This window comes from Hydrogenophaga sedimenti (assembly GCF_051857515.1).
Lineage (GTDB): Bacteria > Pseudomonadota > Gammaproteobacteria > Burkholderiales > Burkholderiaceae_C > Hydrogenophaga.
Genome location: NZ_JBPZHA010000010.1, coordinates 29,347 through 53,673, shown reverse-complemented (window position 1 = coordinate 53,673; position 24,327 = coordinate 29,347). Strand labels below are relative to the sequence as shown.

General features: G+C 63.8%; 26 protein-coding genes. 6 read left to right on the top strand and 20 right to left on the bottom strand.

The window, feature by feature from the left end; genetic code table 11:
• Positions 1–26 precede the first annotated feature (26 nt).
• Both ACS5NL_RS16445 and ACS5NL_RS16440 read left to right on the top strand, forming a co-directional pair.
• Positions 27–809 carry an SDR family NAD(P)-dependent oxidoreductase gene (locus tag ACS5NL_RS16445; RefSeq protein ID WP_015014604.1) on the top strand — a complete coding sequence of 261 codons (783 nt, stop codon included), beginning with the start codon at positions 27–29 and terminating at the stop codon, positions 807–809.
• Between the two features lie 33 nt (positions 810–842).
• Positions 843–1,631: an enoyl-CoA hydratase/isomerase family protein gene (locus ACS5NL_RS16440; RefSeq protein ID WP_015014605.1), complete on the top strand. Its 789-nt coding sequence runs from the start codon at positions 843–845 to the stop codon at positions 1,629–1,631.
• 47 nt (positions 1,632–1,678) lie between these two features.
• Here ACS5NL_RS16440 and ACS5NL_RS16435 read toward each other — a convergent pair whose 3' ends face one another.
• The 9 genes from ACS5NL_RS16435 to ACS5NL_RS16395 all read right to left on the bottom strand — a co-directional run bounded on the left by ACS5NL_RS16435 (position 1,679) and on the right by ACS5NL_RS16395 (position 9,090).
• Entirely contained in the window at positions 1,679–3,661 is a 1,983-nt protein-coding gene (locus ACS5NL_RS16435; protein WP_108625259.1) for a relaxase/mobilization nuclease domain-containing protein, read from the bottom strand.
• A gap of 460 nt (positions 3,662–4,121) precedes the next feature.
• Positions 4,122–4,721, bottom strand: a complete 600-nt coding sequence (locus ACS5NL_RS16430; protein ID WP_015014607.1) for a S26 family signal peptidase — start codon at positions 4,719–4,721, stop codon at positions 4,122–4,124.
• Positions 4,718–5,251 (bottom strand): DUF2840 domain-containing protein, encoded by a 534-nt coding sequence (locus ACS5NL_RS16425; RefSeq protein ID WP_015014608.1) that lies wholly within the window; start codon positions 5,249–5,251, stop codon positions 4,718–4,720. The genes ACS5NL_RS16430 and ACS5NL_RS16425 overlap by 4 nt, the downstream gene beginning before the upstream one ends.
• Positions 5,248–5,511, bottom strand: a complete 264-nt coding sequence (locus ACS5NL_RS16420; RefSeq protein ID WP_003056186.1) for a hypothetical protein — start codon at positions 5,509–5,511, stop codon at positions 5,248–5,250. The genes ACS5NL_RS16425 and ACS5NL_RS16420 overlap by 4 nt, the downstream gene beginning before the upstream one ends.
• Positions 5,508–6,146: a ParA family partition ATPase gene (parA, locus tag ACS5NL_RS16415; RefSeq protein WP_015014610.1), complete on the bottom strand. Its 639-nt coding sequence runs from the start codon at positions 6,144–6,146 to the stop codon at positions 5,508–5,510. The genes ACS5NL_RS16420 and parA overlap by 4 nt, the downstream gene beginning before the upstream one ends.
• A 253-nt stretch (positions 6,147–6,399) precedes the next feature.
• Positions 6,400–7,251 (bottom strand): replication initiator protein A, encoded by an 852-nt coding sequence (locus ACS5NL_RS16410; RefSeq protein WP_015014611.1) that lies wholly within the window; start codon positions 7,249–7,251, stop codon positions 6,400–6,402.
• Between the two features lie 26 nt (positions 7,252–7,277).
• Positions 7,278–7,568, bottom strand: a complete 291-nt coding sequence (locus ACS5NL_RS16405) for a helix-turn-helix transcriptional regulator (protein WP_015014612.1) — start codon at positions 7,566–7,568, stop codon at positions 7,278–7,280.
• Positions 7,569–7,651: 83 nt separating this feature from the next.
• A complete protein-coding gene (locus tag ACS5NL_RS16400; RefSeq protein WP_015014613.1) occupies positions 7,652–8,401 on the bottom strand; it encodes a DUF2285 domain-containing protein in 750 nt (249 codons plus the stop codon).
• Between the two features lie 341 nt (positions 8,402–8,742).
• The gene (locus ACS5NL_RS16395; RefSeq protein WP_015014614.1) at positions 8,743–9,090 is read right to left on the bottom strand and encodes a DUF2958 domain-containing protein; all 348 of its coding nucleotides are present in this window, start codon (positions 9,088–9,090) and stop codon (positions 8,743–8,745) included.
• 223 nt (positions 9,091–9,313) lie between these two features.
• On the opposite strand from ACS5NL_RS16395, the gene ACS5NL_RS16390 reads away from it, so the two are divergent.
• Entirely contained in the window at positions 9,314–9,607 is a 294-nt protein-coding gene (locus tag ACS5NL_RS16390) for a helix-turn-helix domain-containing protein (protein ID WP_015014615.1), read from the top strand.
• A gap of 365 nt (positions 9,608–9,972) precedes the next feature.
• Here the strand turns inward: ACS5NL_RS16390 and ACS5NL_RS16385 are convergent, their stop codons facing one another.
• From ACS5NL_RS16385 to ACS5NL_RS16365, 5 genes are all read right to left on the bottom strand, one after another.
• A complete protein-coding gene (locus ACS5NL_RS16385) occupies positions 9,973–10,287 on the bottom strand; it encodes a DUF736 domain-containing protein (protein ID WP_015014616.1) in 315 nt (104 codons plus the stop codon).
• A 917-nt stretch (positions 10,288–11,204) separates the two neighbouring features.
• Positions 11,205–12,560, bottom strand: a complete 1,356-nt coding sequence (locus ACS5NL_RS16380; RefSeq protein ID WP_015014617.1) for a hypothetical protein — start codon at positions 12,558–12,560, stop codon at positions 11,205–11,207.
• Positions 12,561–12,900: 340 nt separating this feature from the next.
• Complete coding sequence (locus ACS5NL_RS16375) at positions 12,901–13,113, bottom strand: hypothetical protein (RefSeq protein ID WP_043566623.1); 213 nt, start codon at positions 13,111–13,113, stop codon at positions 12,901–12,903.
• 56 nt (positions 13,114–13,169) lie between these two features.
• Positions 13,170–15,233 (bottom strand): ParB/RepB/Spo0J family partition protein, encoded by a 2,064-nt coding sequence (locus ACS5NL_RS16370; protein WP_015014619.1) that lies wholly within the window; start codon positions 15,231–15,233, stop codon positions 13,170–13,172.
• A gap of 65 nt (positions 15,234–15,298) precedes the next feature.
• Positions 15,299–16,123: a DUF932 domain-containing protein gene (locus ACS5NL_RS16365; RefSeq protein ID WP_015014620.1), complete on the bottom strand. Its 825-nt coding sequence runs from the start codon at positions 16,121–16,123 to the stop codon at positions 15,299–15,301.
• Positions 16,124–16,686: 563 nt separating this feature from the next.
• Between ACS5NL_RS16365 and ACS5NL_RS16360 the strand changes: the two genes are divergently transcribed.
• Positions 16,687–16,908, top strand: coding sequence for a hypothetical protein (locus ACS5NL_RS16360; RefSeq protein ID WP_015014621.1), 222 nt, complete (start codon positions 16,687–16,689; stop codon positions 16,906–16,908).
• A 52-nt stretch (positions 16,909–16,960) separates the two neighbouring features.
• Here the strand turns inward: ACS5NL_RS16360 and ACS5NL_RS16355 are convergent, their stop codons facing one another.
• Positions 16,961–17,311 (bottom strand): DUF2958 domain-containing protein, encoded by a 351-nt coding sequence (locus ACS5NL_RS16355; protein ID WP_015014622.1) that lies wholly within the window; start codon positions 17,309–17,311, stop codon positions 16,961–16,963.
• Positions 17,312–17,811: 500 nt separating this feature from the next.
• Between ACS5NL_RS16355 and ACS5NL_RS16350 the strand changes: the two genes are divergently transcribed.
• Both ACS5NL_RS16350 and ACS5NL_RS16345 read left to right on the top strand, forming a co-directional pair.
• Positions 17,812–19,317, top strand: coding sequence for a PDDEXK family nuclease (locus tag ACS5NL_RS16350; RefSeq protein WP_142145387.1), 1,506 nt, complete (start codon positions 17,812–17,814; stop codon positions 19,315–19,317).
• Between the two features lie 301 nt (positions 19,318–19,618).
• On the top strand, positions 19,619–19,972 hold the full coding sequence (locus ACS5NL_RS16345) for a helix-turn-helix transcriptional regulator (RefSeq protein WP_015014624.1): 354 nt from the start codon (positions 19,619–19,621) through the stop codon (positions 19,970–19,972).
• Positions 19,973–20,009: 37 nt separating this feature from the next.
• Here ACS5NL_RS16345 and ACS5NL_RS16340 read toward each other — a convergent pair whose 3' ends face one another.
• From ACS5NL_RS16340 to ACS5NL_RS16320, 5 genes are all read right to left on the bottom strand, one after another.
• Positions 20,010–20,657, bottom strand: a complete 648-nt coding sequence (locus ACS5NL_RS16340; protein ID WP_015014625.1) for a hypothetical protein — start codon at positions 20,655–20,657, stop codon at positions 20,010–20,012.
• Positions 20,658–20,753: 96 nt separating this feature from the next.
• Positions 20,754–21,605 (bottom strand): abortive infection family protein, encoded by an 852-nt coding sequence (locus tag ACS5NL_RS16335; protein ID WP_015014626.1) that lies wholly within the window; start codon positions 21,603–21,605, stop codon positions 20,754–20,756.
• A gap of 48 nt (positions 21,606–21,653) precedes the next feature.
• The gene (locus ACS5NL_RS16330) at positions 21,654–22,715 is read right to left on the bottom strand and encodes an HNH endonuclease (protein ID WP_015014627.1); all 1,062 of its coding nucleotides are present in this window, start codon (positions 22,713–22,715) and stop codon (positions 21,654–21,656) included.
• Positions 22,715–23,107 (bottom strand): HIT family protein, encoded by a 393-nt coding sequence (locus ACS5NL_RS16325; protein WP_015014628.1) that lies wholly within the window; start codon positions 23,105–23,107, stop codon positions 22,715–22,717. The genes ACS5NL_RS16330 and ACS5NL_RS16325 overlap by 1 nt, the downstream gene beginning before the upstream one ends.
• Before the next feature lie 6 nt (positions 23,108–23,113).
• Positions 23,114–24,271 (bottom strand): protein NO VEIN domain-containing protein, encoded by a 1,158-nt coding sequence (locus ACS5NL_RS16320; RefSeq protein ID WP_015014629.1) that lies wholly within the window; start codon positions 24,269–24,271, stop codon positions 23,114–23,116.
• Positions 24,272–24,327 lie beyond the last annotated feature (56 nt).

The following is a 24,327-nucleotide window of genomic DNA, read 5'->3' as shown; positions in this document are numbered from 1 at the left end:
TGTTTCTCACCCATCGAGGAAAAACCATGCAACTGAACTCCGACATCTCTGCCGTCATCACCGGGGGCGCTTCCGGCCTGGGAGCCGCCACGGCCCGGCGTTTGGCCAGCCATGGCGTCAAAGTCGCCATCTTCGACATGAACGAAACCGTCGGCCAGGCGTTGGCTAGCGAACTCGGCGGCGTTTACTGCAATGTGGACGTGATGTCCGAGGAGCAGGTGGACGCCGCCTTCGCCAAGGCCCGCGCGGCCATTGGGCAGGAACGCATTCTGGTCAACTGCGCCGGCACTGCCGATGCCGTCAAGACTGTCAGCCGCGACAAGAAAACCGGCGAAATCCGCCCATGCGCGGCAGATCGTTTCAATCGCATCATTCAGATCAACCTGGTGGGCACCTTCCGCTGCATCGCCAAGTCAGCTGCGGGCATGTTGACGCTCGCGCCGCTGGCCGATGGCGACCGCGGCGCCATCGTCAACACCGCTTCGGCCGCCGCGCAGGACGGCCAGGTCGGCCAGGCCAGCTATGCGGCCAGCAAGGCAGCCATCGTGGGCATGACCCTGCCAATCGCGCGCGACATGATGGACGAAGGGATCCGGATCAACACCATCATGCCGGGGATCTTCGGTACACCGTTGCTGCTGGGCCTGCCGGACAACGTCAAACAGGCGCTGGCGGCCAGCGTGCCCTTTCCCAAGCGTTTAGGCGACCCCGATGAATTCGCGCAGGCCGTCGAGTTTCTCGTTACTTGCGGCTACATGAATGCCGAGTCCATTCGTGTGGATGGTGCCATTCGCATGGCGCCGCGCTGACGCTGAAATTTTGATCAATCAGGGAACGTCAGCATGCCTGGAAATCCGGTAATTCTCGAAAAGAATGGTGCCGTCGCGACCATAACACTCAACTCGCCAAAAAAAATGAATGCGTTGAGCACGTCGGTCGTAAACGTGCTCGCTGGTGTCATTGCAGATGTCGAACGCGATGGCTCGATTCGAGCTTTACTGCTGCGCGGTGAGGGCCGGATGTTCAGTTGCGGAGGTGACATCGAAGAAATGGTGGCCGCGGGCGATGCGTTGTCTACTTTGGTCGATGACGAACTGAGAGTGGCCGAAAGCATGATTCCTCAATTCGCCAGCCTGCCGTTCCCGGTAGTCTGCGCTGTACAAGGCGCGGTAGCCGGAGGCGGTCTCGGGCTTGCCTTGGTCTCTGACTACCTGATTGCCGCAAGTGGGACGAAGTTTGTGGCGGCCCATACCGGCCTCGGATACGCGGGGGATTTCGGCATCAGCTGGCTACTTCCACGCGCAGTGGGTGGACGACGCGCACGAGACATGATCTTGACCAATCGCGTAGTCAGTTCGGACGAGGCCTTGGCCTGGGGATTGGTCGAGAAAGTGGTTCCTGGCGAGAGCCTGCTGGACGAAGCGCGGCGTATGGCGGTGCAATTTTCGGTCGGACCAACGCAAGGTTATGCGGGCGCCAAGCGCCTGCAACTCGCTGCCTTCGAGAGTGATCTGGCGACCTCATTGAGGCTGGAGGCGGCCGAAATGAATCGAGCCTCGAAAACCACAGATTCGCTGGAAGCGGTCCGCGCGTTCGTCGCAAAGCAAGTCCCGCAGTTTGCCGGACGCTGAACGGCTGTAGACGCATCCGGTCGGTGGGTGCTTAATTGCTGCTGGCGTCAGGTAACGGATAAACCCTGCTGCCGTCGGATTTGCCAGGATACGGTGCCACCATGTACCTGCGCAGAAATCAGCATGCCGAGTCGTTGTTCGATGACAGGCGTCCATGGCACCAAGCTGAACCCCATACCATCATCGAGCATGGCAAAGCGGCCACTGGCGAGCATGAGGCTGCGTCGGTAGATGCCGGTCACGCGCTGGCCATCGGCCGCCAGACGGTGTTTCAGCCCGGTTTCGGTGGCAATATCCTTGGCAGCCCGAATCACATCCCGATCGCGTAGTGTCGCCAATAGATTGCGCGCGAGGATTACGCGCTGCCCGCGCCGCTCTGCCAGCCCCTGTTCGGCCAGGAATTCGGCGCGCTGCTGCATCGCCTGGTTGACCTCGCTGCCAAAGCCCAGGTTGCCCAGGCCCGAGCCGCCGCCGATCAACTGCTGGTCGAGCCAGGTGGCTCCGATCACGCGGGCCTGCCGCTCGATGGGCAGGTGCGATTTCAGCTCCACCGCCACGCCGCCCAGGCGCTGCGCATCGTAGCGACGGCCCTGCTCGGGCAGGTCGCCCGGCACCTTCCATAGCCCCTCGGCCACCCGTTCCACGATACCGGCACGGCGCAAGGCTTCCAGCCGGCGGACGTGGGACGCGACCACTTCCTGCGGATCGCGGCCGGGCAGGGCCTGACCCTGCGCGATGGCAAGGTGGTGGTCGGTGCGGTACAGGCCATCGCTCGCCAACGCGGCGATGTTCTTGTCGGCCGCGCGCACGTCAGCCGATCTCCTTGCCTCCACCACAGCGCCGGTCGGATAGTTCGCCAGCTCGTCGCGGGCGTTGAGCGCAACGTAGTGGGCCATGCCGTCCACGCCGTCGATGACCAGATAGCCCCGGTCGTGCAGTTCGTCGGCCAGCCCCTTCGCGGCCACGCGGCCGAGGATGGTTCGGCCATCGTCCCCAGGCTCGAACACCGCCAGTTCGCGCGGCTCGCCGCGCATGGCCCGCTGCATGGTGCGGATGATGTCGCCGCGCTCGCCCAGGGCGCGCAGGGTCTTTTCCGCATCGTTGTGGACGGTCCACGTGCCGGGCTGGGCCTCGTCGGCCAGGCCCAGGCGCTGCAAACGCTGCAACCTGCCGATCAGCAGCAGACGCTGGCGTTGCAGTCGGGGTTCGTTGAGCCGTTCGACATGCACCATGCCATCGTCGCCGGCCTCGCGCTTCAAGGTGCGATCCAGGCTCGTCCACCGCTCCTGATCCACCTCGCGCCGCAAGGTCTGCTGGATCTCCAGCTCGGTGCGCGGGCCCAGCCATTCGGTCGCCAGTTCGGCGGCGCGATGGCGGAACCCATCGGCGATGTAGTCGCCCGCGATGATGAGGTCTTTGCCGGTGTCGTCGCGCCCGCGCACGACGATGTGCGTGTGCGGGTTGTCGGTGTTCCAGTGATTGACGGCCACCCAATCGAGGCCCGTGCCAAGGTCGGCCTCCATGCGACCCATGAGGTGCCGGGTATAGGTGCGCAGGTCTTCCAGCTCCGCGCCATCTTCGGGCGAAAGGATGAAGCGGAAGTGATGCCGGTCGTCGGCGCAGCGTTCCTTGAACGCATCGAGGTCGGCGGCATCGGTCTGCGGCCCGTAGGCTTGGCCCGACTCGCCATCGCGGCCCACACCATCGCGCTCGATATAGCGCAGGTGCTTGGCAAGCGACTGCGGGCTGGCTCGGTGCTGATTGAGCAGCAGCGTCTTGATGGTCACACGCCGCGACATGGACGTGAGCTTCGCCCCCGCGAAGCGCGCCGCCGTGTGGCCGCGTCCCAAGCGTGAGCCGGGCCGCTGGCCGGAGCCGGCACTCTTGCTACTGCCGCCAGGACGGCGCACCGCCGACTTGCCGCTGCTGGCCTTGCCCGCCTGCTTGAGTACCTTGGAGACGAAGCTCTGGCCCCGGTTCTTCGGGGCGCTGGGACGGATGCGGAAATCGTCGTCGCGGCGGTCGGTCATGGCTGTGCTCCTTGCAAGTTCTGGCGTGTCCGGGCGTGCGAAGCACGCGGACATGCCCGCATCGGCGCGGGCTTCGCGCCTCACGCGGCACGGCGGCGAAGCCGCTGCGTGTCGCGCCACCCCCATGTGCAGACTGGCTTTGCGGGCCGACAGGTGCCGCACCCTTTTGTCTTGCCTTCCGCATTTGCCTCCCCTAGCACTCCAGGTTTTCGCTCCCGGCAACTGCGGCCCGGTGGCAAGGCTGCACCAGCAGCCAGCGCACCGGCGAACGCGGCGATGGCCGCAGGCCAGCCGTGTTCGAGGCAAGACGCCTGCACGTGGGACGGCTGCGCCGGAGGCAGCGCGAAGTGCCGCGCGGATGCGCTCGCACTGCACGCGCGACGACATGGCAATAGCAGTCGGAATGACACGCCGGATAGCACGACAGGACGCACGGCGACGTGCAGCGAATCGGCGGCCATCATGGGCGCGACTCCAGCCAGACCGGGCGCGCGACGCCGATCACGGCGGATGCACTGACCGGTCCGAAATACCGGCTGTCGAATGACGCCGGATTGGTGACGCTGAGCAGGAACAGCTCGCCAGGCCGAAGGTGGCGGCACTGCTCCCAGGATGGCAGTGGTCGGCCCCAGCGATCGGCAGGCAGCACGGCGGCCGAAGGCACGCCGTTGATGCGGACGCTGCCGTCGGCGATGCACACCTCTTGCGGCGCCACCGCGCCCACGCGCTTGAGCAGCGGGATGCGCGTCGGCAGGTAGCCGCGCTGCGCAGCGAGCGCGGCAGCTTCGGCGGGTAGCGGAACCAGCACGATGCTGCCCACTTCCAGCCGACGTGGCGGCGAGCTGGTGCGATGGTCGAGCGGATCGACGCGATACCAGCCGACCGCCACGCTGTCGGACGGGTTGTAGGTCAGGCGCGGCAGCGGATGCACGAAGGACGCCCAGGCCAGGGCAGCGAGGCCGCAGGCGGATAGACCCGCCAGAACGATGCGAGCGCACAGGCGCGAACGAGGACGCGGCTGGATGCCGGTTGCACCGGCAACGGCGAATGGGAGCGTCATGGCAGCGCCCTCCCGGCCAGCCAGGTGGCGTGCCGCTCGGCGGTGTACTCGGGCAGCGGCAGACGCGCCGCGAGCCGATTGCCCAGCGTGCGCCAGTAGGCGGGCGAGGCGGAAGCGGGCGCGATGCCCAGCGCTTCGATTCCGTCGATGCGCTCCAGCGCGGCGCGCACCGATTGCTCACCCTCGGCGTGCAGCAACAGGCGCGCGCCCGGCTGCACACCGGGGATGCGCTGTGCGCCATCCATAGGCATGCACGCCTGCATCACCATGAGCTGCCAGCGAATCGTGCCGTAGTCGTTGGCCTGCCAGCGGATGCGGCAGAGAACCGCATTCGGCGTGAACACCGCGCAGCGGCGCCAGCGGTCGAACCGGATGATGCGGGCAGGATCACCGAAGCGCAGGTAGAGGTCGAAGCGTTGGTCGATGTATGCGAGCGCAACGCGCGTCAGCGGCACGCCGTCGGCCACGCCGACAGGCGGGATGGACGGCACCGCCGATGCAATCGAAGCCGTCGAGGCGGGTGTGTTCATGAGGACTTCTCCGGGAATTCCCGTTCCAGCAGCGCGCGCAACAGATCGGCCACCGTCACGCCTTGCGTGAAGGCCGATACCTTGATGCGCGCCCGCATGGCGGGCGTGATGTCGAGGGTCAGGCGGGCCGTGTAGAGGTCGCCTTTCTGGAGGTCATCGGCACTGCCCTGGCGAATCCACGCCTCGGCGTGCGGATTCGCGGGCGGGCGGGCGCCGATGCCGATGCGCTTGCCCGTGCGCTTGCTGGCAGGAGTGCTCATGACGGCCACCGCAGCAGTTCATCGACCAGCGCGGTGATTTCGCGCGCGGCGGAGCTGTCGGGCGCCGTCTCGCGTGCGAGCCGGCCAGCGGCCACGCTGTCGGCGAACACGATGCGCTGATGCACTTCCGCGTGCAGCGCAGGAAGCGGCTGCTCGGTCAGCGCGCTGCGTGCTTCGCGCCCGATCACGGTGGTGCTGACGCGCCGATTGATGACGAAGGCCGAGCGCAGCGCAGGCCGGAACACCTGTGCCTCGCGGATCAGCGCCACCATCTCGGCAGAAGCCCAGAGGTCGTAGGGGCTGGGCTGCACCGGAATCAGCACGCGCTCTGCCGCCAGCAGCGCGGAGCGCGCCAAGGCGGCGATGCGCGGCGGCCCGTCGATGACGACGTGATCGGCTCGCCTGGCGAGGTCTGGCGCCTCCTGGTGCAAGGTTTCGCGTGCCAGGCCCACGGCGCCGAACAGCCTTGGCAAGCCTTGCTGGCTTCTGCGCTGCGTCCAGTCCAGCGCGGAGCCTTGCGGGTCGGCATCCAGCAGGATGACCGACTGCCCGCGCATCGCCAGCTCGCCGGCGATGTGGGTGGCAAGCGTGGTCTTGCCCACGCCGCCTTTCTGGTTGAGCAGCGCGACGATCATGGCCTGGCCCTCCGCGTTGGAAAGTCCGGCTGTTGCTGCTGGTTTTCGTGCCGCGTGGTGGTTGTCCACCGAGGCGCGGCGCTTCTACTAAAAGTTAGAGAATTTAAGTTAGGGAAGTTAAGGGACGCCGAAACCCGCGCCAGCATTGGCTTTGCGGCCGATAGACACGCCTGATAGCACGACAGTCCCACGCCTGATAGCACGATACCTGGCACGCCTGATAGCACGAGCCCGTCCACAGGCTTTGTCCCGGTTATCCCCGTGCCGTTTGCGGCACGGGCCGGAAGGTCAGCAGCTCGGCGCCATCCAGTCGCTCGATGCCCAGCACGTAGCCCGGCAGCGACTGCCGCGCGACCAGCGCACGCAGGTCGCAGGCGAAGTCGTAAGGCTTCGCGGTGCTGCCCGACTTGCGGTGCAGGTGCCTGAAGTCGAACTGCCAGCCGCCCGGCTGGCGCCCACCGTGCTTGCGCACCAGCCGGTACAGCCATCGCTCGATCCCGCCCGTCAGCCGGAAATACGCCGGGTCGATGGTCAGCACCAGGGCGGCGTCCATGACGCCGGCAAAGAACCAGTCCGGCAGGATCAATTCGAGTCCCAAGGGCGTGCCCTTGGCATCGGCCAGCTCCTTCCACTCGTTGATCCACGAGAAGCGATGCAGCCGTCTTCCCGTGGTCTCGCGGATCGACGTGGCCACCGTCGTGGACTGAAGACGATCCAGCGCGGCCTTGAGGCGCTGGTAGTCGCGCAGCGACGTACCGCGCCCGATGAAGCGCAGAATCTCGTAGGGCGTGGCCTGCATCAGCCGCGATGGGCGCAAGCCCGCGTCGCGCGCCTCCACGATCTGCGAGGCCGCCCAGATCAGCACGTCCGCGTCCCAAATCGTCGCGATGCCATGCTCCTGCGTGCCCTCCACGCGGATCGTGATGCCGCTGGCGCGGAAGTCGATAGGCGCCACGCGCCGCGACTTCGCCAGCGAGAAGAACGGAAAGGCCATCAAGTCCTGGCTGTCGCGCGGCGCCATGTCGCCCGGCAGGGCGCGGAACAGGTCGAGCTGTTCGCGCTCCGGCACGGGCGGCTGCCGGAACGGCAGCGCAGAGCTGGACATGGCGAAGGCCACCCGCGCGCCAGCGGTCAGCGCGCACGGCCGTCCGCCGAGTGCTGCTCGGCGTATTCGGGATCGGACGTGGTTTCGTAGCTGCGCTCGGCGGCCCAAGCATCGAGGTCAGCCACGGCGTACATAACGCGGCGGCCGAACTTGCGGAACTTGGGGCCGCCACCTAGCACGCGCTGCTTCTCCAGCGTGCGCGGCGACAGCCGCAGATAGTCGGCGGCTTCGTCGTTGGTCAGATAACGCTGTGGCTGCGCGGCAGCGGCCGGGTTGGTTGCGAGTGCGGCAGCAGGCCGCAAGGGAGCAGGACGCATGGTGAGAACCTCCATCGGTTGCAGGGCTCCGGCCACACAGCGCAACCGGATGGAGGCAGTCTCAGAAAACGAAGCGCTCCTGCTCAGGGTCGTTTTGCGTCCCCTTCAAAACGACCCTTCTCAAGCGGTGGGAGGTGTGCTAAGGCGCGATAGCCGCCGCGCATCAGTGCATCGCCGCGCCGTACCAGGCGGCGCACTTTGGAGCGCAGGCCGCCGTCGCTGTACCAACCGGCCACGGCATCGGTACCGAACAAGCCCTCCGCCACCTCGCGCAAGGACGCGCCCGCCAGGGTCGCGTCGAGCGCCTGCAAGGTGTGCAGCTCCCGCAGCGCTGCAGGGGGCGGCCTGGGCCGTGCCATCGGCGCAGGCGTGTCAAGCACATGCGTGGCCCCACGGCCACGATAGGTATGGGCCACGGCCATCCCGTCCTCCACGCCAGGCGCCAGCGAGAAGCGCAGGCAATGGCCGGGGCTGCGCGCGGTCAGCGCCAGCCCCTTGCCGTCGTGGAGCAGTTGCTTGTGGCCGGGGATGCGCCAGAAGGCGAAGGTAGCGGCATCCTGCGGCGGATCGGCGTCGGGGTAGAGCTGCACCACGGCCTCATGGCCGGGGAGCCAGGCTGGATGCGCCTCACGCGCATCCAGGGCCGGGTCTTCCAGCAGACGCAAGCCCCAGTGGTGCGCAGCATCTGGGCGGCTTGCATGGCGCAGCCAGTCGAGCCGGTAGTCGGGATGGCGGCGCAGGTACTCCCAGGCCAGCGCGAGCGTGTCCAAGCACAGGACGTAGAGGTAGGCGGCGGTCGGATACCAGTGCGCGAGGTGGTGCGGCTCGGCCATGACGAAAACTCCCGTAGAGCAGGACTGCCGTCACAGGGTTCACATGCAAACGTCACCGCATCGAACTAGCATCCAATCGTGAATAAGCTGGTAGATTAGTAACTTGCGTGTCAAGACGAAAAGCATCCGATGGATTGCGTGGATCGTCTGAATGCGACGGTGGCGCGCGAGGAAATGCGGCCTCCTGCGATATCCACCGTGCCTCATGGCGCGGCCGGCGTCATGACCGTTTGCGTCAGGGCAGCACTGGTTTGGTGCAACAGTGCGGACTAAGACCTAACAGGTCTGGAGCAAGACCGAAATAGTCTCAATGCGCCCGGCTTGGCCGTGGCGCGAGCGGCTCAATCGAGGACGGAACCGTTCTCCTGGGCCAGCCGCAGGTATTCCGACAACGGGCGCACCGCCCGGAAATACCGGTCCCGCATCACGGGCTGCTGGCGCGGCCCGACGATGGAAGCGAGGTCGGACAGCTTGATCTCACCCAGCTCGGGCATCCCCAACCCCAGGTCGATCAGGCCATAGGCCGTGTCGCCATCGGCGGGGTCGAGCGACACCAGCAGCCAGGTGGCGTGCGCGTCCGGGGTGAACAACCGCACCACGGGCAGCGGGTCGATGACTTGGCCAGCGGCCCGGACCCGGCCGTATTCCAGCAGTTGCTTGTGCTCGTCCTCGGTGATGAGCCTGTTCATGGGCACCCCCTCATTCGCACAAAACCGCCGAAGCGCGAAACCGCAAAACCGTATCGGCGGGTTTAAGGAAAGCCACGGAAGCGGCTTTGCGCTTCCGTCCAAAACCGCAGCTACGGATTTCCGTAAAAGCACAGAAGCGGCAGGCCAGCATGAATGAACACTATAGATTGTAGCCCTATAGGGCGCAATCGACTGTCATCTTGGATTTTGGGGAGATCCAGGGTTGGCAGCAAAACATACATTGTCGGAGGCACTAAAGACCATCAGGAAAGCGCGTGGATTGAGCCAGGAAGCGTTCTCTGACGTGTCCAGCCGCACCTACATGAGCACGCTGGAGCGCGACCTGAAGAGCCCCACGTTGAGCAAGCTGGCCGAGCTGTGCGAAGTCATGGAAGTGCATCCGCTCACGCTGCTGACGCTGGCTTATGCGGGCGACAACCTGCAGCAGGCCGATCAGCTTCTGGCGCAGGTGCGCCAGGAGTTGGAGACTGTGGCGAAAAAGAGTGACAGGCCATAGCGCGCTGGCGCTGGCATGGCCGATCCGGCTCAGCCGGTTCGGGGTGTCGAGGGGCGCCAAGCTCTGCGCGGCGGGGATAGCCCGCAGGGCTTTCCCCCGGAGGCAAGCGAAGCGCGCAGCGCCGCAGGCGCGAAGGCGGGAGGGATTGAAGCCGAATGGCCGTGACGCCGCAGGTGGCACGGGGCGCAGCCCGCAAAGCCCCGTGGTGCGCAGCACCGACCCGCCCGCATCTACATCTGAAAACTCAAATCGCGAACCTGCCGCCAGGCGATTTATGGCGGGCCAGACATCTCCTGGCCTTGCCCCTGAGCAGCACTACATAAACAGCACTGCGCCCCGCCGCAAAGGGCGGGGCGCGGCGGCCGTCAGGCCGCCTGGGGCTTGCTGCGCGACCAGATCAGGTCGTGCGTGCCGTCCTCGCCTTCGATCAGGCGGGCATAGACCGTGGCCGGGAACGAAGGATCGTCGAGGGTCACCGATACGTAGCTCCGGCCGGCCTCGCTGGTCTTCTTCCATGCCGCGCCGATGTCGTGGCTGGCGGCCTGGACGCGGAAGTCCGGGGCTTTCTCGTTGTCCCCCTTGTCGTTGGGCACCAGCTTGAGCTTGACGTTGAGCATCAGGGTGCGAAGCGTGCCGGTGAAGCCGTCTTTGTCTGCGGTGAAGCTGCCGATGTTGGCCATGATGAAACTCCTTTTGGTTGAACAAGGTTCGCGCCCATCGCGTCCTTGTTGTGATCCGGTCGGCGGGGGACGGGCGGGCTGCACCGCTTGCGGTCGAAACGCAGTGGAGAGCCGGGAGGCGAAAAGAATTTGGCCCGCGAGGAATGCGCGCAGCGCAGGGGAAATTGTTTTCGCCGGACGGTTGCAGCCATGAAGCCCGAGGCGCAGCCGCGCCACCGCCAGGATTCACAACAACACAAGGACGCCTTGGGCCGAACCGCTCCAAAAGGAGATGGGGCCGACTCGGCATCCCCGCACGAAGGCTGCACCGGCTCGCTCCCAAACGCGGGCCAGGTCAAGACCCCAACGACAGGCGCGAAAGCCCCTGCCGAACTTTGCGGTGCCAGTCTTGAGGCGTGGCGTGGAAGCTCCATAGCGATGCCGGGCGGGATGTCCATGAACCGTCCTTCGTGACGTGATGGGCAAGAACCGCCAGCGTTGAGGACGGCGCGCATTCGCACAACCTGCCGCAGCAAGCCTCGGCGTACCCGTCACGCCCTGCCGGTTGCGGCGGGGGCGCTGGCCCGGCCGATCCGGCAACGCCGGTTCGGCGGTATTCGAGGGGCGCCAAGCTGCGCGCGGCGGGGATAGCCCGTAAGGCTTTCCCCTGGAGGCAAGCGGAGCGCGCAGCGCCGCAGGCGCGAAGATGTGAGTGGATTGAAGCCGGATGGCCGTGACGGCGAAGTCGGCACGGGGCGCAGCCCGAAAGCCCGGCGGTGCATCGCACCGACACGCTCAATCATCTTGGGCGCCGTATCAAAAGCCACAGGGAGCACGACGCCAGAGAACGGCCCATGCTGCCCCTCACAGCAGGTCAAACCTGTTGCTCGATGAGTTGACCTACGAGGGGCAACTCTCGGTCGCGATTCGCCTCGGTTCTATTCTTTGACTGAAATCAGAGTAACGGAGCCGAATGGTTGCCACTCGGGGACGCGCGACACAAGTTGTCCGTCGCCCCGCAGCCAGTGGTGCGCAGCCCCCGGAAGCATTTCAGGGCGCAGTGGGTACGCAGCATTTGGATTGTGATACACGTCCATTCCCTCCATCCAAGTCTCACTGTAGTCAGGAGAGTTCACATTGTGAATAAAGGTCGTCGGCAGCTCCGAGTTCGGATCACGGTTGGCGGCAGTCCCTTCGCGTACCAGTTGGACACGATTGGAACCAAAGCCCGCAAGGACTCCCATGCGGTTGAACTTGGAGATGGTGGCACTTGCGTTGGAAATCACAGCGCTGATGTTCTCTGCACCAGGCAACGCAAAGAAGCCGGATGCCACGGTCTTCGGCCCCCAGACATGGGTTGCGATCTTCGTTGGGGTGATGACGAGTTTGTCCTCGGCATCCTTATGCCAGTCCCACACCCTTCCGTACAGGTAGATAGGTAGCGCCGTCCTGCTCATGACCATGGAGTTAGGAGCGTGGAAGTCCTGGATGGCGAATACGAGCGGACGATCCTTGACGTTCTCCTTTTCCCAGTATTTCTTGCCGAGTTTGGCGGTCAGCGGTCCCGCATATCGGATAGGCATGTACTGCCTCTGAAATTCCTGTATCTGCTCATTCGTATCCAGAGGCGGAGGCGGCACAAGTTCGCCGGCGGGAGTGCGACTGGGATTCACGGTGGTGGCTTCAATACAAAACTCACCGAAGGCACTTCTTGCGCAAAAGTCCGGCATGGCGAACGTCTTGTCAAAGATGTAGCCGGACTCGACCAGCGCGGCGAACAGGTACAACTCCCACAGTCTGCTGTCGAAGCCAGTTGTCTGAAACTGCTCAACGAAATTGCCGTCCGCGTCCTCATACCAGCGCATCATGGGTTTCATCAACTCAACGGCGGGTGAGTAGCCCTCAAGCGATCTGATGGTCGCGAAATCGCGATTGAGCTTTGCTTCCGCCACGATGGGGGTGAAGAAATCAACGGGCTTGCCCTTCTCGTCGCCCTGCGCTCGCTGTCTTCCGAAGTCATTGTGAATCTTCTCGACAAGTGCAGGCGCCATAGCCAAAGCCTCGCCCATCGTCTCGAAGAACTTCGTCATCTCGACCCAGCGATAGCGCTCCTTGAGATCTCGCGCAAGGAGCATCGCCGAGTAGTCGCCATCCGTGATGTCCCGAATCACAACGACCAGCACCTCCTCGTCGTATGCCTCAAGCCATCGCACCTCCTCTGCCGCAATGAGTGCGCCTGGCTGCCGGCAGTACGCAGCAAGCGCCTCGAAGCGAACCTGCTTGATATCTTTCATTCCTCTCTCCCAAATGACGGCGGTGTGCTCCGATCAGATATCGAATTTCAGTCCATTCAGAACTGCAAGCACATATCCGATAGAAGGCTCGATAGGCCCAGAATTTCCCCTGGCCAGTTGCACATGCATGCACTATGCCGCATGAGTGAGCGGCAGAAGCAAGGTGCTGTCGCTGTCTGGAATATCGGCCGCGCATGTCAACGTCGCTGGAATTCCAGCGAAGGCGGCCGTGGGGTGACTGTGGGTCGTGGTTTGACACCGGGCGCGGCCACCGCCGCGCCCGGATTTTTAAGTTCACTGCGCCCAGGGCGGAACGGCCTGGGCGCAGTGCCGACGGTGGTTATTCCTTCGTCTCGATGATCCACCACACGGCGCGCTGCAAGGCGCGGCCCGCGATGGGGTGAATGTCGGTGAGGTCGGCGCGGGCCGTCCAGCCCGAGGGCGGGCGGTAGCCGCGCACGTCGCCATCGCCGTGCCAGCGGCGGGCGCGCACGGTGCCGGGGGCGTAGATCGCCGCCATGCGCGGGCGGTTGGTGGTGTTGATGGTGGGCATGGTTCGGCTCCCTGCGGCAAAGCGCCCCGGCCGGGGGCGCTTGCCTTCGGCATGGGTCAAACGGCCAATGCCTCGGCGGGTTCATCCGCCATTGCCTCGGTATTCTCCGGGGCGTCCTGCGCCTGCGATTCTTCCGGCGCGGCTTCCTGGCCTTCGGCCTTGAAGATCGCAGGCATCCAGCCCGTGCCGCTCACCAACCGCTCGGCCTCGCTGGCAATGTCGGCCTTCTTGAGCTTTGCCAGCCGGTGGACGCTGTCGGGCGCGAACTCGCCCACGGCTTGCAAAACCGCCGGCTTCGGAACGTGCTTGAAATAGCCTTCCGCCGTAGGTTGCCACCATGCGCCCATGTCGAGGCCCACGGCCTGCGCCAGTTCCGCGCCGGGCTGCTGCGCCGTGGCGCGCGGCGTCACCACGTCCACCGTCGAAGCCACGCAAACGGCCAGCAGTATGACCAGTTCGCCTTGCTCCATCGCCAGCAGCGTGGCGAACAGTTCGGCGCTGTCCTCGGGCAGCTTGCCGCCCCACGCCTCTTGCAGTTCGCGCAAGGCCACGGCGGCGGGCGACTCGGGCCAGTCCGGGGCCATGCCGTCCAGCCGATCTTGCACTTTCAGGCCCACGCCCAGCGGCATATCGTGGCCGTAATAGCGGCCCTGCAAGACGGTCTGCACCATGCCATGCACCAGCGCGGCCAGCGCCACCTGCGGATGCTGGGCCACCTCGATTTGCAGCGCGGCGGTGCGGTGGGCGCTCAGGCGCTGGGTCAGTCGGTCGGAAATCGTTGCGGCCTTGGGCTGCTCGTCTTCCTCGCCTTCGTCATCGTTCGCGGCGTCCGGGTCGGTGAAACCTTGGCGCAGCTTTTCCAGCGTGCGCAATGCTTTGGCCTCGGCCTCGCGCAGCAGCCCGCGATGAATCACGGCCTCGCCGTTGCGGTCGATGGTGACGATGGCACCGGCTGCGGCCTTCACGTTCGCGTCGTACCCCTGCAAGCCTTCTTCCAGCGCCTGCAACTGCTCGCCCAGGGCTTCGCCTTCCTCCTGCAAGGCATCGGCCTTGTCCTCGTCTTCGGCATCCGTCGCGGCATCAATGGCTTCGGCCACCTCCTGCATCTTGGCTTGCAGCTTCTCGATGCGCTGCGCTTCGCGCTTGTTGGGTTCGCGCCGCTCCCTCGGCGCACGCTGGAAGGCGTGCAGGTCGGCATGGGTCACGCTCGGCGTGGCATCGGCCCAGGCCCAGCCCTCGGCCTTTACCTCGGCGGCGATGCCCGCCAGCTTGTCCTGCGCCAGCCGCTCCAGCAGCGCGGCATCGGTCAGATACACGCCCGCATCACCTTCCGCGAACAGGTCACGGCGGATGCCGCCGCCTGCCTGCTCGTAGGCGTCGAGTCCGACGAAGCGCACCAGCGGATGCCGGTAGGCGTCAATCTCGCGCTCCGTCAGACGTTCGCGCAAGTGCGAGGGGTGGCGCTGCCATTGCGGGGCGTCGTAGTAGGCGGCTTCCTGCGCCGCATGGTCATCCGTCCCGGCCAGGGCCATCAACTGGTCAAGGCTCACGGCATCGGCGCGATAGTCGGCCATCAGGCGCGGCGAGACATTTGCCAGCTTCAAGCGGCGCTGCACCACCAGCGGCGTAACGGAAAAATCCGCCGCAATGTCCTCGATGGGTCGGCCTTCGGCCACCAAGGCCGCAAAGGCTTCAAACTGGTCTGCCGGGTGCATGGCTTCGCGCTGCACGTTTTCCGTGAGGCTGGCGGTGCGGGCCGTGCCATCGGCCACCTGCAGGCAAGGCACGTTCCAATCCTTGGCGATGCGGTGCTTCTTTGCCAGCAGCTTCAACGCGGCCAGCCTGCGGCCCCCAGCCACCACCTCGTAATGCTGGTCATCGCTGGAGGGAATCACGATCAGGTTTTGCAGTAGGCCCACGCGCTGGATGCTCGCGGCCAGCTCGGGGATGGACATGCGCGGGACGGTCTTGCGCACGTTGCGGCCCGTGGGGCGCAGCACCAGCCGCGACAGCGGCACCAGGATCATGTGCTTGCTCGGGTCGGCGGCTTGCAGCACATTGGCGGCGCTGCTGGCTGCGGTGTTGACGGCGCGGGCTTCGGTTTGAGTGATGGCGTTCATGGTGTATCTCTAATCGAGTGAAACAAGGGGATGGAGGGGAAACCGCCCCTCCGACGGGGGAACGGTCAGGCCTTGAGCTGGCGCATGCCATCGGCCAGCAGCCACAGGGCGCGGTTCAGGCGAATGTCGGAATCAATGCCCTGCACGGGGCGGGTCTGCTGCCTGCGGCCATTGGCGGCGCGGCCATGCAATCCGCCTTTGGTCAGGTTTTCCTGCGTGCGGTTGAACACGCTCCACAGGTCGGGGCGTCGATCCTCAAACCGGCGCGGCATCAGAATTTGGCTTTCCGTGACAGGCGCGGGCTTGTCCGGGTCGTCGTACTTGAGGGCCAGCGCGGCACGGGCGAACACTTCCGATTCGCCATCGTCCAAGGTGATGCCGCGCATCAGGTCACGCGACTCTTTCACGCGCTCAAAGCCGCTCAATACCTGATAGGCCCCCTCGATGACTTGGCCCGCCACGTCGCCTTTGTGGGGCACGCGCACATCGGCAAAGGTGTCGCCGCACACCAGCCCATTGGCACAGATAAATCTGAACTGACCAGCCAGCATCTGATAACTGCTCGTGCCATCGTGCGAGTTCAGCAGCACAATTTCATTGGCCTCCGCGCCGTTGATCTGGCTGGCATGACGCAGGCGCAGTAGGTGTTTCGTGTGCTCGCGCCGCCCCTCGTTGCGCACGCGGGTCTGGCACACCATGAAGGGCTGGAAGCCTTCCTTGCGAAGCTCGGTCAAGACCGTGGCGGTGGGGATGTAGGCGTACCGCTCGGAACGGCTCTCATGCGGTGCGTCCGCGAAGATGGACGGGGCCACGCGCCGGATCTGGTCATCCGTTAGGGGATAGTCGGAACGCAGCGCGGAGGAATGGTTTGCAAAACGGGATGCGAGCATGTCTTTCTCCTGACTTGGCTGTTGAAGAAAACCGCACACCGGATTCCTAGATTCGGAGCCCAGCCTTGTGGCTGTTCGGTGCGGCCGGCACGAGGAACCCGGTTGGCCCTGTTGCCACCGTCTTTCCTGAGTTCATCGCCCGCGACGAAATGGAGCCCGTGGACGGGGGCCGTCAAGGAGACAAGCGCAGGATTGGTGCGGCCCGCAGGCGCAGCCGAGGACACGGCCCTGCGCGCCTTGACGGCCCCCGTCCGCGGGCTACAGTCGCGGACAAGGTGATGAAGTCAGGGGAGACGGCTGGACAAGGCAACGGCCCTTCCACACGCCGACCGCACGGCAAGCGAAGCGCGCAGGCCCGAAGCTGGAAGCCGGGCCGGAGGCGTCAGCCGAACGGAGTGAGGGGACGATCGAAGCCCGAAGGGGGCGAGACGCCGCAGGCGGCTCGATGCGCCAGCACGAGAGCGCGACCGGCCATTTCCCAGGGGGCCGGGGACGCCCGAATCCCCGCAGCACAATCCCCCACGATCACAGCAGGTCCCGGCATCGGCACAATGACACTTGCCATGGACTTACGCGAACTAACGGACGATGAACTGATGGCCCAGGCCAGGGAATGGCGGCAACGGGCACTGCGCGGTGAGAAAGACGCGCGCGGCTTCGCGCACGAACTGGAATGCGAAGTCCGCCGGCGCTTCCCCAGGAACGACGTATCCCAGACCTTGCCGCAGGTGCGCCTGCTGGGCGTTCTGCCGCAGACGGCCCACCGGCGCTGGAAGCCCTGGTGAACGCACCAGGGCCGAGAGAAGGCGTAGGGCGCCCCACGACACCGCGGCAGAATCAGACCATGACCCGCCCCGCCAGCCGCGCATCGCGCGCATAGGCGCTCAAGCGCCTGTCTGCGCGGAAGTACAGATCCCGCTCGACCGGCAGGCCGATCCGACCGCGAAGGCCCACCAGCTCTTCCAGGCTGAGATAGCCCAATTCAGGCAGCCCCAGACCCAGATCGCACAACCCATAGGCACGGTCATGGTCGTCGGGATCAATGGCCCCCAACAGCCAGGTCGCGCTCGCATCGGGCGTGAACAGTTTGACCACGGGCACGGGATCGAAGTCTGGGTCCCGCAGCGATGCGCAGCCGTTGGACAGCAGCAGCGCGCGCTGCTCGTGGGTGATGAGTGCGTTGTTCATGGTGAACTCCTGAAGGATGCCGGGCGGAATTGCCCACCCCCTCCGGGTCACGGTGCAGCGCAAGCCGTCAAGGGTCCACGACGGCCGCCAGGACGCAAGCGCCAACGGCGCGCAGCCCTTGCACGGCGAGCACGCCGTGGCACGATGAAGGGAACAGCAAGCCGCCACGCCCCACCATTCACCTTGCCCTTTCGCCAAGTGCGCAGCATGCGCAGCCCGTGAGTGCCAAAGCTGCGCCATCCAGCGCTGCACATGTCGGGCACATGGAACCACGCCACTCGGCCGGCGCTGATCGCGCGCTTCGGAACTTCGTGATCCCCTGGTTCGGGTTCGTAAGCGCCAGGCCCGTGAGCCAGGGGCGTGAGGTTGAGTGCAACGCAATGGCTGGCAAAGCGCGGGCGACCAGACCTTAGCCCTGCTTCCCGGCCATAAGGCGTCACTTGCCCCTGTCGTACGACCGTGAGTTAGATTCGCTAAACAACAATGGAAGGCAAAGGCCCATGGGGAAACCACACGTCACGCGAACCGTCGGACCGATCCATTTCGAGGACCTCGATCCTCACCGCTTTGAGGACTTGGTTCGCCAGCTCGCCTACGACTTCCGGTCATGGAAGTCGATCGAGTCCACGGGTCGTGGCGGCGCTGACGATGGATTCGATGTCCGAGCATTCGAGGAGGTGAGAACGCCAACGGCCTTTACCGAAGACGAGGTAGACGCGGAGGATGCACCCCATCCGATGGAGGGCAACCTCTGGATGATTCAGTGCAAGCGCGAAAAGGAAGTGGGACCCAAGAAGGTTGCCACGATCATTTCGGATGCGGTGACGGCACAGATGTCGCCCTATGGCTACATCCTGGCAGCGCCCGTGCACTTCTCCAAGGCTGCGCATGATCGCTTCCGCGAGGAGCTTCGATCCCGCGGAGTTATGGAGTTCTATCTGTGGGGCGCTGGCGAGCTTGAGGACATGCTCTTCCAGCCAAAGAACGATCACATCCTGTTCGCGTTCTTCGGCATCTCACTGGTGACCAAGCGGCGATCCAAAGCCGCTTCCGTTCGCTCTACGGTATTGGCCAAGAACAAGCTAATGCGGGTATTGGGTGAACAACCAACCGGGCACATCCTTGTCCGCGACCTGAGCGATGAAAACTATCCATTCGAGGATGACTACCCGGACTTCGACAGGAATCCCCGATGGAAGGAATACAAGGTGCACTCGTTCGACCCACGCGGCTTGGTCGTGACGGTAGCCAGGCATTTCGCTTACTTTGATCGCGACAGCAGGGAGTGGGACTACACAAAGGTTGTAGACGAAGACCCATTCCCCATGGACCACCAAGAGGCCCTGGAGCAACAGCTACAAGCGCAGCGCCTCGCAGTCAAGGGCTTCTGGGAGTTGTTGCCACGGGCCAGCCGTGCGATATGGGTCCACCGCGAGCTGATCCGTTTCGACAATATCGAGTACATCGACGACAAGGGTGACGGCGACTTCAAGATGCCGCACATCTATGTGTTGTACGACCCGAAGCGCGGCCCTTTCTCCGGCTACTACGAATGTCTGGAAATCAATCAGCACACGCACGCTTCGCTGGAGGGGCTGACCCGTAAGACTATCTTTCCCGACAAGTTCTCCGTACCCGGATTCGGCACAATCCACACCGGCCAATCCCTGGCGATTGATGAGGCGACGCGTTCGATGTTGCAGCACGGACGCCAGGAGGTCACTCTTTACGGTCTCGGCACTCAATACGGCCATCTGAAGCCGACCGACGTCGCCCTGGTCGATGGGCAAACCTCGCGCTCTGCCGAAAAGCTGTACATCAAGGTGACAAACATCAGGACGATGAAAGCTGAGCTTCTGTTGAAGCAGTCTAAAGACAACCCGACCATGCTGCACGACATGGAGCGCCAGATCGGGCGCGCGTTGAAGGCTTCAGAAAAGGTTCGAGTGGTCGAAGCCGTCGCCATCTATGAATGGCAGATTGATCAGAACCGCCCTTTGATCTAAAACCACCGCCGCTGGAGAGAAACGGCCGCCACCGTTCCTGGCACGCTTCACTGGCTCTCGCGCACAGCTCAGCAGCGGAGTCCGCTGTGGGTCGAGGCTGCGTGAAAACTCCGGCACGTCAATGCGCCGCGAAGCCTGGATTCGGCAAAGACTCGCTGCTCAGTGAATATCGCCATCAAAGCGACTATGCGCATGGGAATCCGATCAACTGCGCCCTACTCCGGGCTGCGCTCCAACAGGTTGTGCTGATCGCTTTCGGTAGCCACCATGAGCGACAACAGATCCGCTCACGGTCAATGCCATGCCGACACCCTCACCGCCCCCTCTGGGCAGACATTCGCCCTTGCCGACCCCTGGCACGACGGACTATGACGAAACACCCCAATTTCTCTCGAAGCCGCCCTTGCCCTTTCGCCGCACCATTCGTCGACGCGAACTGCACCAGATCGTTCCCCTGGCCGAGACCACGATCTATGAGATGGAGCAGCGCGGCGAATTTCCGCAGCGCTTCCGGCTCACCGCACGCTGTGTCGTCTGGGATTTGGAAGAGGTCGAGGCCTGGATCGAGGCGAGAAAGGACGCCTCGCGCTCAGCGAAGACCGGTGCACCTCCGGGTCCGGACGTCAGGCTACGCCAATACCGCCCCGTACGATAACCACCGCTCAACCACTGACCCGTTTGACAGGCGGTCGTCAGCCCCTTTGCCGTGAATCCATGGTCCCGAGATTCAGGCGCATCTGCGGCTCAAGGGCATGCACTTCGATGATGAGATGCCGACAGATCGCATTGAGCGAGTCCAATGTCCGGTCCGCCATCTGGGCGAACACAAAGATGTTCGTCATGAACAGCCCCTGCAGCGCAGACCCACCCGTGGAAGCCACGGGGTAGCGAAATGAGTACGAGCCAGGATCGACTCGATCCAGATCGGACAGGAACTGCAGTTCGTCCTCGTCGATAGCTCGCAGAGCAAGGGGAAGCCTGTCTCTCATAGCGGCAAGGACGGGCTGAGCCATGCCCAGCAGCTTCATAAGCGAATGCTCTCTCCACAGTCTTGGCAATACCTGGCGAAGCTCCTGATCGTCGACACTGAGCCTGGCCAAGCGGTACACCATCCCCTTGAGGTAGAGCTCGATCGCATGGCGAAAGAGAAAGATGACGGGGCAGGCACCGTAGTCAATATCACCAACATCCCTGCGTTCGTAACCGGCGATCAGGCCGTGAGCTGCATTCCGATAACTCACCGCATAGGAGACCACATCGCTGGCGGCATGGTTGCTCCAGTTCAGCAAAGCATTCCCGTAAGTCCCGCGAGGCGCGGAGTAAAACTCTTCAATCGTCATGTTGCAGTGCAAGAGGTGAATTGGGTCGCGACAGGAGTGGTGTTTCAGTCATCTGCCATGCCCCCCGTTTTATGCCTCGCAGACTGCGCTGATTGTTCAGGACTGCGGAACGCGGCGCTCGCGCTTTGCGAGCTTCGATAACAAGTAGGCGGAAACTGTTCCCACAACTTCAATGGCGGCCTTGGCCTCCTCATCAGCGAGTGTCGGCAACCATGGCCGGCCATGGCCAGAGCCCTGCTTGTTGCGAACTCGATTGACGCCCAAGGCCGAGAGGAACAGCCCCCGCTCCATCGACTTGACCGCCGGCTCGCCGGGCTGCTCAAGCATCTCCGGGACGGCGAGGTCCAGGGCTATGAAGGCCATGCCGAGCAGTGACTGGAAGTTGGCACCGCTCGGATATCTTCCTTGCAGCGTTTCGAGGACATGGGCGGCCGTGGCTTCCATCAAGTCCTTTCCGGCTCCCGCGATCAGGGCAGCATCCTCGGCGCCTTTTTGGGCACGTCGGGCATAGGCGGCCAACGCATCGGTGAGCGCAACACCGCGCAAAGAGGAGAGCACCTTGGGCGACAGCGTGCCGTCGTCGGCCAATACAAAACCTTCCGCGTCGAAGGCTGCCTTCGCATTGTCAATCGCCTCGCGACCCACATAGTTGGTAGACGCCTCTCGGAATCCGCCGCACGCGCGCACCTTCGCGAGCAAACCGGAAGTGAACCGGCTTGCCGCAACCGGGTTTGAGTCCATAACCGCGTAGAGAACGGCGCGCACGCGCTTCGCCTTTCCAATCATCTGCCCCTGCTGCTTGGGGTCATGCTCCGCAAGGCCCGCCTGGTTGACGTGAAACTCGATGTCGGCGTGCGAAGGCTCTCGGTAGACGCCGTTGTTGTTCGAATCGTCCACAAGCTGCATAAGCGCGTGGGCGATCGTGTCTGTCACCGGGATGTGAGACATTCTTTCTTTCCTCTTGCCAAACGGGCTAATCCGAACAAACCAGAGAGATCATCTGGGAGTCAACTGCGCTAGATAGTCGGAACCAACCATTTCGTAGTCCGAGGCCTTGATCCAAGCCCTTCCCTGCGCCGCGTGCGCATTGGCATATCCCCAGGCCGCGACGCGATGTGCGGTTTTGTCGTCTGTCGCTACACCTGCGGCCATCCCAATCTCACCGAGCGGTGCCGACTTCGTCGTCAACCGCTCCAGCCATCGCTCCAGATGACCTTTGCTCGCCAAAGAGTCGGACTTGCTCCGATTGCACTGGGGATGCGCCAACACAAAGTTGTGGGCGAGGTCACGCGGATACAAAGCGAACGGAACGAAGTGATCAACATCGGCCTCCTGCAGCCCTTGCCCGCAGTAGAAGCACCGCGAGCCATCCAACTTCCGCAGGCCGGCACCGATAATGGCGAGTGACTGCCGAGAGATACCAAAGAGGAAATCCTCCAAGTCCCCGGCGTCGCCCAAGATGGCATGGTTCCGGCGATTGGCTTTGATGTGCCCCACCCAGTGATTGCGGGCCAGTTGCTGGACAAGGGGATGAAACCGGCGCAAGCAGTACGCGATACCCGGCCTGAGGACCACGATGCCTCGACCTGGCCTCTCATAAAGGAACGGGTCGGTCATACCGCCGAAGTTCTGCAGGTAAGTTAGAGGCTGCGCGGAAACAACTGCGGCCACCTTCGACAGCAAGGGCCCATAGCCGACTTCACCCCGCGCTTGCTGTAACGTCGTCGAACTCGAGGTCGATCGAAACTCCTCGATAGCCGTGAGCACGGCCGCCTGCGCTCCCAGATTCTGAGCCAGCACTCCCGGTGTCGCATGGATCTGGTCGGCGCAATAAGGCAGTGCTTGCCGCCAATACTGCTGAACGAATCGCTCGGCGATCTGCCGAGTCGCCAATGGCAACTCGCCCCCATCGTCTGCTCCCAGCTCCACGGCAAGGTCTGAAAGCGCGATCAGCAGCGCAAACTTGTAGGTCGCCGTGAAATCGCCCTCAGCGAAGAGGCGCTGCAGCTTGGTCAAAAATGCCAGTTGCTGCTCTGCAGAAGGGGGCGCGTTCGCCATCAATTGCGTGAACTCCAGTAGTCGGCTTTGTCTGGGATCACCCAGCGCACTCCACCTCGGGGGTCCGGCTGATCGCCCCGGAAGCGGGGGATGAGATGGATGTGAAGGTGCGGCACTGTCTGGCCCGCGGCGGCACCGTCGTTGATCCCGATGTTGAATCCATCCGGATGAAATTCAGCACCTGCTGCCGCCTGGGCTTGATCCAGCAACTCCAACAACCCTGCGCGCTCCTGCGGGCTAGTCTCGAAGAACGACCCGATGTGCCGTTTGGGGATAACCAAGCTGTGCCCCGGCGACACGGGAAAGCCGTCGCGGATCCAGAGCGCATGGGCGTTCTGCCCCAAGACCCGCTCCGCCGGCAGCGAACAGAATGGACAAGACTTGGTCGTCATTTCACGTCACCCCATCAAGCGCCGAAACGACGCCCGATAGTCGATGGGCTCCAGGTGAAGCTGGTCTGCCAGTCGCCCCTTGAGAATGTAGAGCTTCGGCTCCTCGCGGAACTGGAAGACACGGTAGAGATGGAAGGCATCCTCTGCCTCGTCCGCAAAATCCAGCTCGTTCCGACTGATGATGAAAGCGGAGGCATGGCCACCGTTCGTGGTCTTGACCTCAATGAAACGGTGCTCGCCGGGCCGCTCGTGCGAGAGGATGTCGTAGCCGATCCCGTCGCCAAGCCGATCTGAGACCCAGTCCAACTGCTGGAAAAGCTCCGGATACCCCGCGTCGATGAGTCGCCGCTGCTCGAACCCGATGACCCACTGCTCACCGGCGCGACCAAGATTTCGGTTGGCTTCATCACGCTGGGCCCAGTTCGTTTTGCGGGGAAGTCTGACCTTAGACCCCTCTTTCGCTAGCTGCACCACCGTTTCGACGGCAGGCGGTTCGACCAAGGAGGCATGAAAGGCCTGCTGGTCAGGCGTCTTGACATCCTCCATCGCGTCCACAACCTGGGATACCAGGCTCGGCCGATCCAGGACGAACTGCTGGACCGCCTGCCGCAACAGAAGTTGAGCGTTGCTACGAGGCTTATAGCCACGGATGAAAGGCAGCTCCAGGTCGTGCAAAACGGCGCTGATATTTTGATACTTCAGCTCAACCGAACCTTTGCTGCGCCCGCGCAGCTGCTGGCGAAGCTGCGCATTGAACTCCGTCTTGATGTAGCGCTGCTGCGCAGCCTCCATTTGGAGCATCTCGAAGTACGAAGCGACCGTGGCCTGCACCTCGTCCGAGGTCCAGTCCTCACCGATACGCACGACATCGAAGCCGAGATGCTGCAACTTGGGAACGACGGTGGCCTCCCCACCGGAAAAATCAGCCGGCTTGAGCGGCCCCTCGTCAGGAAATTGATAACCAAACGCGGCCCCGACGATGGCTTTGGAGTCGCACAGCTGCCCTGTTTTTCCATCGCGCACCAGAAAGTCACGGGACTTTCCAAACCCGTATCGCGCCAGAAATGTCGTCCGGCCCAGCCGAGAAAACTCATCCAATGCGGCCTGAATGGCCGCTGGACTTTGGAGGCGCGAGAGTTCAACAGCCATCAGGGTTTTAGACATCCGTTTCAGCGGAACAAACATCGGTGCAGAGGCAATGGATCACAGTAAAAGAGATG

Coding starts and splice junctions, on each gene's coding strand:
- ACS5NL_RS16360 (WP_015014621.1), top strand. CDS start 16,687: ATGGACTTACGCGAACTAACGGACGATGAACTGATGGCCCAGGCCAGG.
- ACS5NL_RS16335 (WP_015014626.1), bottom strand. CDS start 21,605: ATGTCTCACATCCCGGTGACAGACACGATCGCCCACGCGCTTATGCAG.
- ACS5NL_RS16355 (WP_015014622.1), bottom strand. CDS start 17,311: ATGAACAACGCACTCATCACCCACGAGCAGCGCGCGCTGCTGCTGTCC.
- ACS5NL_RS16320 (WP_015014629.1), bottom strand. CDS start 24,271: ATGTCTAAAACCCTGATGGCTGTTGAACTCTCGCGCCTCCAAAGTCCA.
- ACS5NL_RS16340 (WP_015014625.1), bottom strand. CDS start 20,657: ATGACGATTGAAGAGTTTTACTCCGCGCCTCGCGGGACTTACGGGAAT.
- ACS5NL_RS16425 (WP_015014608.1), bottom strand. CDS start 5,251: ATGAACACACCCGCCTCGACGGCTTCGATTGCATCGGCGGTGCCGTCC.
- ACS5NL_RS16365 (WP_015014620.1), bottom strand. CDS start 16,123: ATGCTCGCATCCCGTTTTGCAAACCATTCCTCCGCGCTGCGTTCCGAC.
- ACS5NL_RS16405 (WP_015014612.1), bottom strand. CDS start 7,568: ATGCGTCCTGCTCCCTTGCGGCCTGCTGCCGCACTCGCAACCAACCCG.
- ACS5NL_RS16375 (WP_043566623.1), bottom strand. CDS start 13,113: ATGCCCACCATCAACACCACCAACCGCCCGCGCATGGCGGCGATCTAC.
- ACS5NL_RS16445 (WP_015014604.1), top strand. CDS start 27: ATGCAACTGAACTCCGACATCTCTGCCGTCATCACCGGGGGCGCTTCC.
- ACS5NL_RS16370 (WP_015014619.1), bottom strand. CDS start 15,233: ATGAACGCCATCACTCAAACCGAAGCCCGCGCCGTCAACACCGCAGCC.
- parA (WP_015014610.1), bottom strand. CDS start 6,146: ATGATCGTCGCGCTGCTCAACCAGAAAGGCGGCGTGGGCAAGACCACG.
- ACS5NL_RS16435 (WP_108625259.1), bottom strand. CDS start 3,661: ATGACCGACCGCCGCGACGACGATTTCCGCATCCGTCCCAGCGCCCCG.
- ACS5NL_RS16420 (WP_003056186.1), bottom strand. CDS start 5,511: ATGAGCACTCCTGCCAGCAAGCGCACGGGCAAGCGCATCGGCATCGGC.
- ACS5NL_RS16380 (WP_015014617.1), bottom strand. CDS start 12,560: ATGAAAGATATCAAGCAGGTTCGCTTCGAGGCGCTTGCTGCGTACTGC.
- ACS5NL_RS16395 (WP_015014614.1), bottom strand. CDS start 9,090: ATGAACAGGCTCATCACCGAGGACGAGCACAAGCAACTGCTGGAATAC.
- ACS5NL_RS16350 (WP_142145387.1), top strand. CDS start 17,812: ATGGGGAAACCACACGTCACGCGAACCGTCGGACCGATCCATTTCGAG.
- ACS5NL_RS16325 (WP_015014628.1), bottom strand. CDS start 23,107: ATGACGACCAAGTCTTGTCCATTCTGTTCGCTGCCGGCGGAGCGGGTC.
- ACS5NL_RS16385 (WP_015014616.1), bottom strand. CDS start 10,287: ATGGCCAACATCGGCAGCTTCACCGCAGACAAAGACGGCTTCACCGGC.
- ACS5NL_RS16400 (WP_015014613.1), bottom strand. CDS start 8,401: ATGGCCGAGCCGCACCACCTCGCGCACTGGTATCCGACCGCCGCCTAC.
- ACS5NL_RS16330 (WP_015014627.1), bottom strand. CDS start 22,715: ATGGCGAACGCGCCCCCTTCTGCAGAGCAGCAACTGGCATTTTTGACC.
- ACS5NL_RS16430 (WP_015014607.1), bottom strand. CDS start 4,721: ATGACGCTCCCATTCGCCGTTGCCGGTGCAACCGGCATCCAGCCGCGT.
- ACS5NL_RS16345 (WP_015014624.1), top strand. CDS start 19,619: ATGCCGACACCCTCACCGCCCCCTCTGGGCAGACATTCGCCCTTGCCG.
- ACS5NL_RS16410 (WP_015014611.1), bottom strand. CDS start 7,251: ATGTCCAGCTCTGCGCTGCCGTTCCGGCAGCCGCCCGTGCCGGAGCGC.
- ACS5NL_RS16440 (WP_015014605.1), top strand. CDS start 843: ATGCCTGGAAATCCGGTAATTCTCGAAAAGAATGGTGCCGTCGCGACC.